Below are 13,941 nucleotides of genomic sequence, written 5' to 3'. Positions count from 1 at the left end.
CGTCGGCTAATGATTATTCAAGCCTTGTGCCAACCTACCGCAGCGCAAAAATCGATTTTGATGCAAAGCCTTGCGCAACATGTCGCAGCACGTGCGAATTTTCCGCGCGCTCCCAAAATTTGCGATTCGCTCAATTCTTGTGCGACGCACAAGAATTGAGCAGGCGCGTTCGGGAAACCAATCAGGCGTCTTCGGTGACCTTGGTGCCGAGCGGCGCGGGCGCCATTCCGCCGCCGGGCTTCACGTGGAATTCGTAGGTCATCAGGCTCCACGGCCCATCCGATTGCTGGCCATCGGGCATCACAGGATCGGTGCGCCTCTCGACCTTGGCGATCAATTCATCCTTCACGCCGAACACGACGTCGGAATCGATGTATTTGTCGCCCTCGACGAAGACATGCGTGATCAGCGGCTCGTGGCCCTTGGCGTTGACCAGGAAGTGCACATGCGCCGGCCGCATCGGGTGACGGTTGGTCTGCGTGATCATCTGCCCGACCGGGCCGTCGGTCGGGATCGGATAGCTGCACGGCACGATGGTGCGGAAGAAGAAGCGGCCGTCGTCATCGGTGATGAAGCGCGCCCGCGACGACGGACCTTCGGTGGCATAGCTCGGCTTCTGCGAGTCATAGAATCCGTCATCGTCCGCGTGCCAGACATCGACCGGCACATTGGCCAGCGGCTTGCCGTCGAGGTCGGTGACGCGGCTCTGCACGAACATGCGCTCGCCGGGCAGGCTTGCCGAGATGTCGGTGCCGTGCGGCGTCACCTTGTGCTCGCCGACATAGAACGGGCCGAGCACGGTGGTCTCGGTCGCGCCGTCGCGATCGCGATGGTTGACCGCGTCGACCAGCATCGACACGCCGAGCACGTCGGACAGCAGGATGAACTCCTGGCGGATGTCGGTGCACTTCTGCCCGGTGCGGGTCAGGAAGCCGATCGCGAGGTCCCATTCCTCGAAGGTGAGATCGGTCCTGCGCACATAATCGTGCAGCGACTTCACCAATTCTTGCAGCAGGAACTTGGCCCGCGGATCGGGTGTCTGGTCGAAGCTACGGATGACGGCGGCGGTGAGCTCGGTTTCGTTGAACTGGGTCATCTCGGCGTTTCCCTTGACGGATACCTTGGGCCCCTTGGGGGGGCGCGATTGCAGGGGCGACCGTACACCACCAGCTCAACGCCGGTAAGCGGCAGCGGATTGGTGCGGCAGACACTTTTCGGCTATCAAGGCTGCCTTGCAAGCCGGAGAAACGCCTGATGCTAGCCCCCACGCCTGCCTCGCCCGAATCCGCGGGAATGTCGACCACTGCCCTCAACCGCCTCGAAGCGCATCTGAAGAGCCGCTACATCGACGCCGGCCGTTTTCCCGGCACGCAGGTCCTGATCTATCGCCGCGGCAAAATCGTGCATTCCACGGTCCAGGGCTTTGCCGATCTCGAGCGCAAGGTGCCGGTCAAGGACGACACCATCTTCCGCATCTATTCGATGACCAAGCCGATCACGTCGGTCGCCTTCATGATGCTGGTCGAGGAAGGCAAGGTCGCGCTCGACGAGCCGGTCGCGAAATACATTCCGGAATGGAAGAACCTCGGCGTGTTCGTCGCCGGCACCGCGCCCGCCTTCTTGACCCGCCCACCGACGCGGCCGATGCAGATCGTCGACCTCTTGCGCCACACCTCGGGCCTCACTTACGGCTTCCAGCAGCGCTCTAATGTCGACGCGGCCTATCGCGAGAAGAAGATCGGCGAAGTCATCAAGGCCGGCACGCTCGACGGCATGATCGAGGACCTGGCGAAGATCCCCCTGGAGTTCTCGCCGGGCGAAGCCTGGAACTACTCGGTCTCGACCGACGTGCTCGGCTATCTCGTCGGCAAGATCTCAGGTGTGCCGTTCGAGCAATTCCTGAAGGAACGCATCTTCAAGCCGCTCGGCATGAACGACACGGATTTCTTCGTGCCGGCCGACAAGGCGCATCGGTTTGCCGCCTGCTATTCCGCCGATCCGCAGGGCGGCTTCAACCCGCTCGCCGCCGAGCGCAAGGGCACACTGACGCTGCAGGACGATCCGACCACCAGCTCGTTCCTGGCGCCGCCTTCGCTGATCTCGGGCGGCGGCGGACTGTGCTCGACCGCGGCCGACTACCTGACCTTCTGCCTAGCACTGCTCAATGGCGGCGAGCTCGGCGGCGTCAGGCTGCTCGGCCCGAAGACGCTGAAGCTGATGACCTCGAACCATCTGCCCGGCGGGGTCGACCTGCCGGCGATGTCGCGCTCGATGTTCGCCGAAGCCGCCTATAACGGCATCGGCTTCGGCCTCGGCTTCGCCGTCACCATGCACCCGGCGCAGACGCTGATCGCCGGCAGCCCGGGCGAATTCAACTGGGGCGGCGCCGCGACGACATCGTTCTTCATCGACCCGGCCGAGGAGCTGATCACGATCTTCATGACCCAGGTGCTGCCGTCGAGCGCCTATCCGCTGCGCCGCGAGCTGCGTACCATGGTCTACGCCGCGATCACCGAGAGCAGCCTCTGACATGACGTCATTCCGCGGCGCATCCTCCTCGTTCGAGCATGATCCTTTCGGAAAACCGCTTCACACTTTTCCGGATCATGCTTTGGGCGCCGCGGAACTTTTCCGATAACCAACTGTTTCCTTTGGCGGACTTTTCCCGCCTCCCCTAAGCTCACAGCGAATGGGCACCGACCTGGGGACATCGTGCCGAAACTGACATTGCCAGTCCGTCTCGCGCTTCTGGTCGCGGGAACGATGTTGCCGCTGATCATTTTCGCGGTCGGGATTGTCTTCCACAATTATCAGCAGGATCGCCAGGCGGCCACGCAGCGCGTGCTGGAGACGGCGCGCAGCATCCGCCTGCTGCTCGATGCGGAAATGCAGCGCATGACCGGCGGGCTGCAGGTGCTGGCGCTGACCAACTCGCTGCGCAACAGCGACTTCGACAACTTCCGCCGCGTCGCGGTCGGCTTCATCGATCAGTACGGCAAGGACGGCGTGGTGCTGGTGGCGGACCGCGCCGGACGCCAGGTGTTCTCCTCGCTGACGCCGGACACCGCGAGCCTGCCGCCGCGCAACAATCTCGAGATCCTCGAGAAGGTGTTCACGACGCGGCAGCCGCAATACTCCAACCTGTTCTTCGGCGCGGTGAAGCAGCGGCTGATCATCACGGTCGAGGTGCCGGTGATGCGCGACGGCGAGGTGCTTTACGACATCTCCTTCAGCCCGCCGATCGAGGTGTTCCAGGCCATCATCGAGAAGCAGCGCCTCAACCAGGACTGGACCATCTCGATCTTCGACAGCGACGGCGTCAACCTGGCGCGGGTGCCAAACCCGCAGGCGACCATCGGCCAGCGCGCCTCGCCATCGCTGTTTGCCGAGATGTTCCGCCAGAGCGAGGCGACGCTGCCGACCGTCTCGCTGGAAGGCGTGGCGCTGATCACCGGCTTCACCCGATCGCGCGTCACCGGCTGGACCGTCGCCGCCGGCATCGCGGAGAACTCGCTGGTGGCGCCGCTGTGGCGCTCGCTGGCGATCACCAGCGTGATCGGCGGCGTCCTGCTGCTGGTCGGGCTCGGCTTTGCGGTGCGGATGGCGACCACGATCGCGCGCGGCGAGATGCTGCACGACCTGCTGATCGAGGAGCTCAACCACCGCGTCAAGAACACGCTGGCGATCCTGCAATCGATCGCCACGCAGACCTTCCGCAGCGCAAGCCGCACCGAGCGCGACAAGTTCGAGGGGCGGCTCGGCGCGCTGGCGGAGGCGCACAATCTGCTCTCGACCGACAAATGGCAGGGCTCCGACTTCCAGGACGTGGTCAGCCGCGTGCTGCGGCCCTATCTCTTGAACACGTCCGAGCGGGTCAAGATGTTCGGACCCCGCGTGCCGCTGTCGCCCCGGCTTGCTTTGGTGCTGTCGATGATCCTGCATGAGATGGCGACCAACGCCGCCAAATATGGCGCGCTGTCCAACGACACCGGCACGGTGACGCTGGACTGGGAGATCGTCAACGAGAGCCCCGGACCGAAGCTGCGGATGATCTGGACCGAGACCGGCGGCCCGCCGGTCACCGCGCCGGTCCAGCGCGGCTTCGGCTCCCGCCTGATCGAGCGCAGCGCCCGCGACCAGCTCGGCGGCGAGGCCACCGTGGATTTCCTGCCCCACGGCGTCGTCTACAGCGTGACCAGCGCCCTCGAAATCGACGGCTGACCGGGCAGGCGTGGCCGATCCTGCGACATCTTGGCACGCAAGTTGCTACGTAGGGCGGGTTCGGCGCTGGAACCAGGGGGAAGTCATGTCGACCATCGCAGCGGAAGCGACAATTGCACGCAAGCCGCTCTACACATCACTGTTCGTGCAGGTGCTTGTCGCGCTGCTGCTCGGCATCGTCATCGGCATGGCCGCGCCCGATTTCGCGATCGGGTTGAAGATCTTCAGCGATGCCTTCCTGAAGCTGATCTCGATGATCGTGGCGCCGATCGTGTTCTGCGTCGTCGTGCACGGCATTGCGGGTGCCGGCGACCTCAAGAAGGTCGGCCGGGTCGGCGTCAAGGCGCTGGTCTATTTCGAAGCGATGACGACGGTCGCGCTCGTGGTCGGCCTGCTGCTCGCCTATCTGTTCGGCCCCGGCCACGGCATGAACATCGACACCTCGACGCTGGATGCCAAGGCGCTCGGCAACTATGCCAGCAACGCACAGAAGCTGAAGGGCGAGGGCATCGGCAGCTTCCTGCTCAACATCATCCCGACCACCTCGTTCGACGCGCTGTCGCGCAACGACGTGCTGCAGGTGTTGTTCTTCGCGATCATCTTCGGCGTCAGCCTGGCGCTGGTCGGCGGCGAGAAGGGCGAGAAGATCTCCTCCTTCATCGACGCGGTCTCGACCGTGCTGTTTCGCGCCATGGGCCTGATCGTGCGCTTCGCTCCGATCGGCGTGCTCGGCGCCGTCGCCTATACGGTCGGCAAATACGGCGTCGGTTCGCTGAAGCAGCTGCTGTCGCTGGTCGCGCTGTTCTACGTGTCGGTCGCGATCTTCGTGCTCGGCGTGCTCGGCGCCGTGATGGCGCTCGCCGGCATCAACATCCTCAAGTTCCTCGGCTACCTGCGCGAGGAGCTGATGATCGTGGTCGCCACGGCATCGTCCGACGCGGTGCTTCCGCAGGTGATGCGCAAGCTGGAGCGTTTCGGCGTCAAGGATTCGGTGGTCGGCCTCGTGATTCCGACCGGCTATTCCTTCAACCTCGACGCCTTCTCGATCTACCTGACGCTTGCGGTCGTCTTCATCGCGCAGGCGACCAACACGCCGCTGTCGTTCGGCGATCTGATGCTGGTGCTCGGCGTGTCGTTGATCACCTCGAAGGGTGCGCACGGCGTGCCCGGCTCGGCGATCGTCATCCTGGCAGCGACACTCAACGCCGTGCCGAGCATCCCGGCGATCGGCCTCGTGCTGGTGCTCTCGGTCGACTGGTTCATCGGCATGGCGCGCGCAGTCGGCAATTTGATCGGCAACTGCGTCGCCACCGTCGTGGTCGCGGCATGGGAAGGTGACCTCGACCGCGACAAGGCCCGTCGCGTGCTCGAAGGCGCCGAGGCGGTTGACGTGACTGCGGGCTGACCCGCGCGCCCCAAAGCGAGCAGCGTCCCGCGCGTGACGCGGGGCGCGACCTACTTGATCAGCCTCAAATACGGCGGCAGTTGCCGGGTCGTCGATTGTTCCTGGACGGGCTCGTCCGACGCGATCATGTCACAGAGGGCCTTCAACTCGGAATCGGTCACCTTGTGGAGCTCCATCCGAAGCTCGAGGATGGCAAGGGACAACAGCCGCGCCGTCTCCGTGTTCGCCCGGTCGGTCAGGAACGCCTGACATTCCTCCAGCGTTGCGAGCAGCGCCAGCAACCGTTCTTCCGTGTTTGCGACCGGCATATCTTCAACTCCCGAAGCCGCGAGGTAGAGTCGAGGCCTTCCCCTCTTTCGCTTCATTGGCCCCTCCCGCCAGAGTTCGCCGGCTTGTCGTAGGCACATACTTGTTCCAGATGATCGAGAACTTTTGGGCAATTGTCCAGCAACATTCCGAAAGCCTGACTTGGACTTACGTCAAACTCTTGCAAATCGGATGATTCAGTCAAGCACTCGCCGGCCACTTCTCGACCTCAGGCTGCACTAGCTGGGGTTGCATCCACGCAACGACGCCCGTACAATATAGTGACCCGTAGAACTACGGGCACTGTGCATTGACGCCTATTATGCATGTACGCAAAATCTGTGTCGATCAAACTCGCGCTAGTTGTGGTTTGGTCAATATTTTGCCAAATGTAGAGGGCGGGGTGTCGACAGACACCTTGGCGCGGTCGACTTCAGGTAGTCGACCGAGTCGGTACTAGGGTGCTTCCGATGCGCTTTTGCGGTTGGATACCATCCCGCGATCTTCCTGGATTTCGTAGTTCAGACGAACTGGCGATCCACTCGAGCTTAACGCGGTACATCATGAACGTGTCTCTGACCCAGCCGGGCCAGGGATTCTCGATTTGAAGGACGGGTCACAAGAATGAACAGATCAGCAGCAAAGAAGATGAAGCAGCGCAGTGCCGGCAAGCCGGACATTGAGTTGGGCAAGCGGATTCGCCTGCGCCGTGTCGAGCAAAAGATCTCGCAGGCCGAACTCGGCGACAAGCTTGGCGTCAGCTTCCAGCAGGTTCAAAAGTACGAGAAGGGCGTCAATCGTGTCGGCGCTGCCCGCCTTCAGCAGATCGCGACGGCGCTGGATGTGCCGGTCACCTTCTTCTACGACGGCGACAACAAGGCCCGCGAAGTCGAGAGCCTGCTGTTCCTCGACAGCGCGTTCAGCCTCCGGTTGCTGCGCGCCTACAGCAAGATCAAGGATCAGACGGTGCAGCGTCAGCTGGTGTCGCTGATGGAATCGATCGCCGCCAACGAAGACTGAGCGCGGATCGGGTCGCGGCGCCGCGAACGCGATCCACCACACCGCAACGGCCGGTCCGCCGGCCGCCGCGGCCGCACATGCCGGTCGGGCCGAGGAGATGTCGAAGCGCTGCCATTGCCGATGGCAGCGCTTTTTCTTGAGACGCGTCTGTCTTTCAAGATTTTGTGATCCAGGCGGATAGCTTCAGTCCCCCGCGCCGGATGCGCGCTCATGAAGCGGCGACGAGCATCGCGTCATGATCTCATCGCTCCACGTGAGCATGCGCGCAGATCGCCGCGCTTTTCCAGTTCGCGCTCCGACTGCCCATCTCGCGCAGCGCAGGCGCGCGCAATGCGTCGCTATTCTGTCGCGCGGCCAATTGTCGCCCGCACATCGGGCGACCTCACAACTCCCGCATTTCCTCAGTTGAACCGGCGCCGCCAGAACCAAGTGCACAAGCCTGTCTTTTTTGTCGCAGCAACGAAGTGGCCCGCATGAACGTTTTCAGGCTTCAACCAAGGAGATCTCGATGAATATCAAGCTTGCCGTTATTGGACTCGCCGCGCTTGGAAGCGCAGCGTTGATGTCCGGCGCGGCATCCGCGATGCCCAACGGGCTTCCGCAAGCCAGTCACATCGCGGGCGAAACGTCCAATGTCGACAAGGTGCGACAGGTCTGCGATCGCTGGGGCCGCTGCTATTGGCGACCGGGCGCATACGGCTACTACGGACCGCGCCATCACGGATGGCATCATCGTCCGCACTTCCACCATCGCCCGCATCATTACGGGCACCGCCCTCATCACGGCGGACATCATGGTGGCCATCACGGCGGTGGACATCACGGCGGACACCATCGCTAATCATCAGCGAGGGGGCTTCGGCCCCCTCACCCTTCCGCTAGAGCGCTGCCAGCACCGCCCTCGCGACATCGGTCGTGCCGTTGCTGCCGCCGAACTCAAACGGCTTGATGCCGTCGGCGTAAACCTTGTCGACCGCGCGCTCGATCCGTTCTCCGGCCTCGGCGGCGCTTTCGAGTCCATGCTTGTCGGCGAGCCAGTCCAGCATCATCGCGGCCGACAGGATCATCGCCGTCGGATTGGCCTTGCCCTGCCCCATGATGTCGGGCGCCGTGCCGTGACACGGCTGAAACACCGCGTAGCGGTCGCCGATGTCGGCTGACGGCGCCATGCCCATGCCGCCGATCAGACCGGCGGTGAGATCGGACAGGATGTCGCCGAACATGTTCTCGGTCACCATGACGTCGAAGTCCCACGGACGCTTCACCAGCGCAGCCGCGGTCGCATCGATGTAGAGGTGGTCAGCCCTGACGTCGGGATGACGCTTCGCGGTCTCGTCGAAGATGTTCCGGAAGAATGCGAACGCCTTGAACACGTTCGCCTTGTCGACGCAGGTCAGCCCGCCATTGACCTTGCCGCGCGCCTTGCGGCGTTCGGCGAGCCGGAACGAAAACTCGAACAGCCGCTCGGAGGTGTGGCGCGTGATCACCATCGTCTCGCGCGCCTCGCTGTCGGTGACGACGCCCTTGCCCATCGAGGCGAACAGGCCCTCGGTCGATTCCCGGATCACGACGAGGTCGATGCCCCTTCGATCGGCGCCGACGATCGTGCTCGATACACCGGGGATCAATCGCGCGGGCCGCACGCCGGCATAGAGATCGAAGATCATGCGCAACTCGATCTGCGGCGCGATCTCGGTGTTGTCGGGGTAGCGCACCGACGGCAGGCCGCAGGCTCCGAGCAGGATCGCATCGGCCTCCTCGCACAGCCGGATCGTGCTCTCCGGCATCGACTTGCCGGTTTCCCTGTAATGGCCCGCGCCGGCCGGCGCCTCGGTGAAGCGGAATTTGAGACCGGCCGACGCCTCGATCCTGCGCAGCACGTCGAGCGCCGGCGCCATCACCTCGGGGCCGATGCCGTCGCCACCGAGGACGGCGATGTGAAGTGCGTCGTTGGCGGACATGGGATTCTCCGGAACACAACAGTCATTCCGGGGCGATGCGGTGCACCAGACCCGGAATCTCGAGATTCCGGGTCTGGTGCTGACGCACCATCCCGGAATGACGGCGACTCGATCTACGGCGTCAGCACCGCGCGGCCGACCAGCTGGCCCTTCTGCAGATTGGTCAGCGCCTCGTTCGCCTTTGCCAGCGGCATCGGCGTGACCGGGATCGCCGGAATCTTCTTGGTCCGCACGAGGTCGAGCAGCTCCTGGGTCTCGCGCAGATTACCGACATAGCTGCCCTGGATGGTGACCGCCTTGATCGGGATCAGCGGCAACGCCCAGGTTGCGCCACCACCGAACAGGCCGACGATCACGAGCTTGCCGCCCTTGGTCAGGCAGTCGAAGCCGAGTTGCGAGGTCTGTGCGTTGCCGACCAGATCGATCGCGGCACGGATCGGCTGGCCGGCCTTCTTGACGAGCTGTTCCAGCGCGTCGGGTGCCTTGCCGTCGACGGTCGCGAGCGCGCCGGCGGCTTCGGCCGCCTCGCGTTTCCTGGCGTCGATATCGACCACGATCGCGCCCTTGCCGCCCATCGCCTTCAACAGCGAGAGCGCCATCAGGCCGAGGCCGCCGGCGCCGAAGATCACGATCGGCGTATCGAGGTCCTTCTCGACCTTCTTCAGCGCGCTGTAGGTCGTGACGCCGGAGCAGGCGTAAGGCGCGGCCGTGACCGGATCGAGCCCCTTGAGGTTGAGCAGATACTTCGGATGCGGCACCGTCATGTGGTCGGCGTAGCCGCCATCGCAATAGACGCCGAGCGCATTCGGCTTGATCGCGCACATGTTCTCGTCGCCGCCGAGGCAGGTCGGGCACTTGCCGCAGCCGAGCCAGGGATAGGCCAGCGCGACATCGCCGACCTTGAGGCCGCCCTTGTCGGCGTCCTTGACGTCGGGCCCGAAGGCCACGATCTCGCCGACCGTCTCATGGCCCATCGTGCGCGGCAGCGAGACGCCGCGATCCTTCAGCGACAGCGGCTTGCGGCCGTGGCCGAGATCATAGCCGCCCTCCCAGATATGCAGATCGCTGTGGCAGACGCCGGCGGCCTTGACCTTGATCAGCACCTGCGTGCCCGACGGCTGCGGCGTCGGCTGATCGACCTCCTTCAAGGGGGCGTTGAAATCGACGACCTGGAAACTCTTCATCGCTGTTCTCCCGTAGCTTGTTCTTGCGGCGGACCTTGCCACGCCTGCCCGTCCGGGACAAACGCGGTGTCGGCCTCCGGATATTTAGATCAGGGGATGATGGCAAGCCGCGAACTGGCCGGACGCAACCACGCGCAGTTCCGGCACCTCGCTGGCGCAGCGCGCGTCGGCCCGCGGGCAGCGGGTGCGGAAGCGGCAGCCGGAGGGCGGCGCGATCGGCGACGGCGGCTCGCCGACCGGCACGCTTTGGGTCGGGCGGACATCCGGATCCGGCACCGGGATCGCCTCGATCAGCAGCGCGGTATAGGGATGCGCCGGCCGTGCAAACAGCTGCTCCGACGGGCCGACCTCGCAGAGCCGGCCGAGATACATCACCGCGACACGATCTGAGACCGCCTTCACCACGGCGAGGTCGTGGGCGATGAACAGCAGGGTCAGGCCGTAGCGCGCCTTCATCTCCTCCAGCAGATTGAGGATCTGCGCGCGGATCGAGACATCGAGCGCGGACACCGGCTCGTCGCAGATCACGAATTCCGGATTGAGCACCAGCGAGCGGGCGATGCAGATGCGCTGGCATTGTCCGCCGGAGAATTCATGCGGCAGGCGTCCGCTCACCAGCGCCGGATCGAGGCCGACCGCCGACAGCACGTCGCTGACGCGCCGCCGCCGTTCCTCGGGATCCTTGACGCCCGCGATCACCAGCGGCTCGGCGACGATGTCGCCGATCCGCCGCCGCGGATTGAGCGAGGCAATCGGGTCCTGAAAGATCAGCTGCACGCGCCGGCGCATCTTGCGCAGCGCCTCGCCCTTCAAGGCGGTGAGATCGTGCCCGTCGAACAGCACCTTGCCGGAGACGGCCTGGCGCAGTTGCAGCACGGCGCGGCCGAGCGTGGACTTGCCGCAGCCGGATTCGCCAACCAGCCCCAGCGTCTCGCCGCGCGCGATCTCGAGGCTGACATCGGAGACGGCATGGATGGTCTTGCCTCCGACCGAATATTCGACGACGAGGTTTTCCACCTTCATCAGCGGATCGGGTGCAGCCTGCAGCATCATGCGCCGACCCCCGCGGTGATCGGATGGAAGCAGGCGTAGAGATGCTCTGGCGTCTCCGCCCGGCTGAGCTGCGGCTTCTCCGCGCCGCAGCGCTCCGCGGAATAGCGGCAGCGCGGCGAGAACGAGCAGCCCTTGAGCGGCCGGGTCGGGTCGGGCGGCCGTCCCGAAATCGCCGGCAGCGGTGTATGCGGCGCGACGTCGAGCTTCGGCAACGCGGCGAGCAGCGCCTCGGTGTACGGCATCCGCATCTGCTTGAACAAGGCCGGCGTCGGCGCGCGTTCGACGACGCGCCCGGCATACATCACCGCGACCTCGTCGGTGCGGCCGGCGACCACGCCGAGGTCATGCGTGATGATGATCATCGCCATGTGACGGCGCTGCTGCTCGCGCGCCAAGAGATCGAGGATCTGGGCCTGGATCGTGACGTCGAGCGCGGTGGTCGGCTCGTCGGCGATCAGGAGCTGCGGCTCGCAGGATAGCGCCACCGCGATCGCGACGCGCTGGCGCATGCCGCCGGAGAGCTGGTGCGGATATTGCGCCAGGCGCTGCTCGGGCGCGGGAATGCCGACCGCCGCCAACAGTTCGATGCTGCGCTGCCGGGCCTCGGCCAGATCGAGCTCGAGATGTTCCACAATGGTCTCGATCAGCTGGGTGCCGATGGTCAGCACCGGATTGAGCGAGGTCATCGGGTCCTGGAACACGACCGCGAGCGAGCGGCCGCGCAGCTTGCGCAATTTCTCCGCCGGCAGTTTCGTCAGATCCTGCCCGTCGAACATCACGCGGCCGGACAGTTTCGCCTTCTTGGGCAGCAGCTGCAGGATCGCGCGCGACAGCATGGTCTTGCCGCACCCGGACTCGCCGACGATGCCGAGCGTCCTGCCGGCGCCGACGGCGAGATCGACATGATCGACCGCGCGCAGGTTGCCGCGCGGCGTCGGCAGGTCGACCACCGCATTCTCGACCGAGAGCAGCGTCCGGCTCATAGCGCCCCCTGCCTGGGATCAGTCAGCGCGCGCATCGTATCGCCGATCAGGTTGAACGAAAGCACGGTCAGGAACATCGCGATCGCCGGAATGAAGGCGAGCCGCGGCGCCACCTCGAGGCTTTCACGGCCCTCCCCGATCATGCTGCCCCAGCTCGAGATCGGCGGCGGCACGCCGAGGCCGAGGAACGACAGCGACCCCTCGACCACGATGGTGACGGCGACGCCGAGCAGGAAGAAAGCGAGCAGCGGCAGCATCACATTGGGCAGCAGCTCGCGCAGCAGGATGCGCGCATGCGTGGCGCCGAGCGCCTGCGCCGCGATGACGAACTCGCGCCGCGCCAGCGACAAGGTCGCCGCCCGCGCCACCCGCATGAAGGCGGGAATGCCGAGCACGCCGAGGATGCAGGTCAGATTGAAGATCGACTGGCCGAGATAGGCGGTGACCGCAAGCGCCAGGATCAGCGGGGGGAACGCCAGCAGCACGTCCATGCTGCCGACCACGAAGGATTCGAACCGGCCGCGGAAATAGCCCGCGAGCATGCCGAGCGCGCCGCCGATGGTGACACCGATCATCGGTGCGCAGAGGCCGACGATCAGCGAGATGCGCGCGCCATAGATCAGCCGCGACAGCTCGTCACGGCCGAGACCGTCGGTGCCGAGCCAATGCTCGGCCGAAATCGGCGCCCGCCGCTCCAGCATGTCCATGTCGGTCGGGCTTGGCAGCGGCAGCAGGTCGGCAAAGATCGCGACCGCGAACACCAGCGCCATCCAGCCGACCGCGATCCAGAACAGCATGCCGAGCCCGCGGCGGCGCCGGACCGGCGTCGCACCGGCCTCTTCATCGAGGCTGAGCTCAAGCGTGGCCATGGCGGATCCTCGGATCGAGAAGGGCGTAGAGCATGTCGACGACGAAGTTCATGATCACGAAGCCCGCGGCAACCAGCAGCACCACGCCCTGCAGGATGATCAGATCGCGGGTATAGATCGCGCCGACCAGGAGGCGGCCGATCCCCGGCAAAGCGAAAATCGACTCGACGATGACGGCGCCGCCGATCAGGCGGCCGATATTGATGCCGGTGATGGTGACGAGCGTCAGCGACGACGGCTTCAGCGCGTGCACGAACAGGATGCGCGACGGCTTGAGGCCCTTCGCCTTGGCGAGCGCGATATAGTCCTCCTGCAGCGCCGCGATCATGTCTGAGCGCAGCACGCGCATGATGCCCGGCCATTCCGCAAGTCCGAGGGTCAGCGCCGGCAGCACCATGAAACGCAGATTGGCGACCGGGTCCTCGGTGAACGGCACATAGCCGGTCGCCGGCAGCAGGCGCAGCTCGACCGCAAACAGGTAGATCAGCAGGATCGCGGACAGGAAGGTCGGCACCGACAGCATACCGAACGCCGAGCCGGTCATGAAGCGGTCGAACGCGCTGCCGGCCTTGGCCGCGCAGGCGATCGCGAGCGGCACGCCGATCGCAAGCCCGATCAGCTCGGCCAGGATCATCAGCTCGAACGAGATCGGGACGCGTTCGCTGACCGCCTGCAACACGGTCTGCCCGGTGCGGAAGGACCGTCCGAAATCACCCTGCAAGATGTGCCACAGCCAGCCGAGATAGCGCAGCCAAATCGGCTGATCGAGCCCCATGTCGTGACGCAGCGCCGCGACGTTCTCGGGCGTCGCCTGGTCGCCGAGGATCACGTAGGCCAGATCGCCGGGCAACAGCGAGGCGATCACGAAGGTCAGCACCGAGACCGCGATCAGCACCGGTACAAGGTACAGGAGCCTGCGCGCGACGAAAAACAGCATGA

The 13,941-nt window shown here is 65.0% G+C and carries 12 protein-coding genes; 4 read left to right on the top strand and 8 right to left on the bottom strand.

Going from position 1 to position 13,941, the window contains the following annotated elements; all coding sequences use genetic code 11:
- Window positions 1-181: 181 nt before the first annotated feature.
- Window positions 182-1,096, bottom strand: coding sequence for an intradiol ring-cleavage dioxygenase (locus tag XI02_RS14650; protein ID WP_172648264.1), 915 nt, complete (start codon window positions 1,094-1,096; stop codon window positions 182-184).
- A 158-nt stretch (window positions 1,097-1,254) separates the two neighbouring features.
- Here XI02_RS14650 and XI02_RS14645 point away from each other — a divergent pair, with 158 nt between their 5' ends.
- The 3 genes from XI02_RS14645 to XI02_RS14635 all read left to right on the top strand — a co-directional run bounded on the left by XI02_RS14645 (window position 1,255) and on the right by XI02_RS14635 (window position 5,626).
- Window positions 1,255-2,529 (top strand): serine hydrolase, encoded by a 1,275-nt coding sequence (locus XI02_RS14645; protein ID WP_172648265.1) that lies wholly within the window; start codon window positions 1,255-1,257, stop codon window positions 2,527-2,529.
- A gap of 183 nt (window positions 2,530-2,712) precedes the next feature.
- Complete coding sequence (locus tag XI02_RS14640) at window positions 2,713-4,221, top strand: sensor histidine kinase (protein WP_172648266.1); 1,509 nt, start codon at window positions 2,713-2,715, stop codon at window positions 4,219-4,221.
- Window positions 4,222-4,306: 85 nt separating this feature from the next.
- Window positions 4,307-5,626, top strand: coding sequence for a dicarboxylate/amino acid:cation symporter (locus XI02_RS14635; protein WP_018270463.1), 1,320 nt, complete (start codon window positions 4,307-4,309; stop codon window positions 5,624-5,626).
- Between the two features lie 50 nt (window positions 5,627-5,676).
- Here the strand turns inward: XI02_RS14635 and XI02_RS14630 are convergent, their stop codons facing one another.
- The gene (locus XI02_RS14630) at window positions 5,677-5,991 is read right to left on the bottom strand and encodes a hypothetical protein (RefSeq protein WP_157790915.1); all 315 of its coding nucleotides are present in this window, start codon (window positions 5,989-5,991) and stop codon (window positions 5,677-5,679) included.
- A gap of 565 nt (window positions 5,992-6,556) precedes the next feature.
- Here XI02_RS14630 and XI02_RS14625 point away from each other — a divergent pair.
- Complete coding sequence (locus tag XI02_RS14625; protein WP_016844123.1) at window positions 6,557-6,952, top strand: helix-turn-helix domain-containing protein; 396 nt, start codon at window positions 6,557-6,559, stop codon at window positions 6,950-6,952.
- Window positions 6,953-7,830: 878 nt separating this feature from the next.
- On the opposite strand, the gene XI02_RS14620 is transcribed toward XI02_RS14625, so the two are convergent.
- From XI02_RS14620 to XI02_RS14595, 6 genes are all read right to left on the bottom strand, one after another.
- Window positions 7,831-8,913, bottom strand: a complete 1,083-nt coding sequence (locus tag XI02_RS14620) for an isocitrate/isopropylmalate dehydrogenase family protein (RefSeq protein ID WP_172648270.1) — start codon at window positions 8,911-8,913, stop codon at window positions 7,831-7,833.
- Between the two features lie 113 nt (window positions 8,914-9,026).
- On the bottom strand, window positions 9,027-10,097 hold the full coding sequence (locus XI02_RS14615) for an alcohol dehydrogenase (protein WP_016844127.1): 1,071 nt from the start codon (window positions 10,095-10,097) through the stop codon (window positions 9,027-9,029).
- An 84-nt stretch (window positions 10,098-10,181) separates the two neighbouring features.
- A complete protein-coding gene (locus XI02_RS14610; RefSeq protein WP_069276974.1) occupies window positions 10,182-11,150 on the bottom strand; it encodes an ABC transporter ATP-binding protein in 969 nt (322 codons plus the stop codon).
- A complete protein-coding gene (locus XI02_RS14605; protein ID WP_069276973.1) occupies window positions 11,147-12,133 on the bottom strand; it encodes an ABC transporter ATP-binding protein in 987 nt (328 codons plus the stop codon). The genes XI02_RS14610 and XI02_RS14605 overlap by 4 nt, the downstream gene beginning before the upstream one ends.
- The gene (locus XI02_RS14600) at window positions 12,130-13,002 is read right to left on the bottom strand and encodes an ABC transporter permease (RefSeq protein WP_172648271.1); all 873 of its coding nucleotides are present in this window, start codon (window positions 13,000-13,002) and stop codon (window positions 12,130-12,132) included. The genes XI02_RS14605 and XI02_RS14600 overlap by 4 nt, the downstream gene beginning before the upstream one ends.
- Window positions 12,989-13,939: an ABC transporter permease gene (locus XI02_RS14595; protein WP_016846520.1), complete on the bottom strand. Its 951-nt coding sequence runs from the start codon at window positions 13,937-13,939 to the stop codon at window positions 12,989-12,991. The genes XI02_RS14600 and XI02_RS14595 overlap by 14 nt, the downstream gene beginning before the upstream one ends.
- Between the last annotated feature and the right edge of the window lie 2 nt (window positions 13,940-13,941).

The organism is Bradyrhizobium sp. CCBAU 21365 (assembly GCF_015291305.1).
Taxonomy (GTDB): Bacteria; Pseudomonadota; Alphaproteobacteria; order Rhizobiales; family Xanthobacteraceae; genus Bradyrhizobium; species Bradyrhizobium elkanii.
Note: the sequence above shows the minus strand (reverse complement) of the source record. Positions and strands in the feature narration are given on the sequence as shown.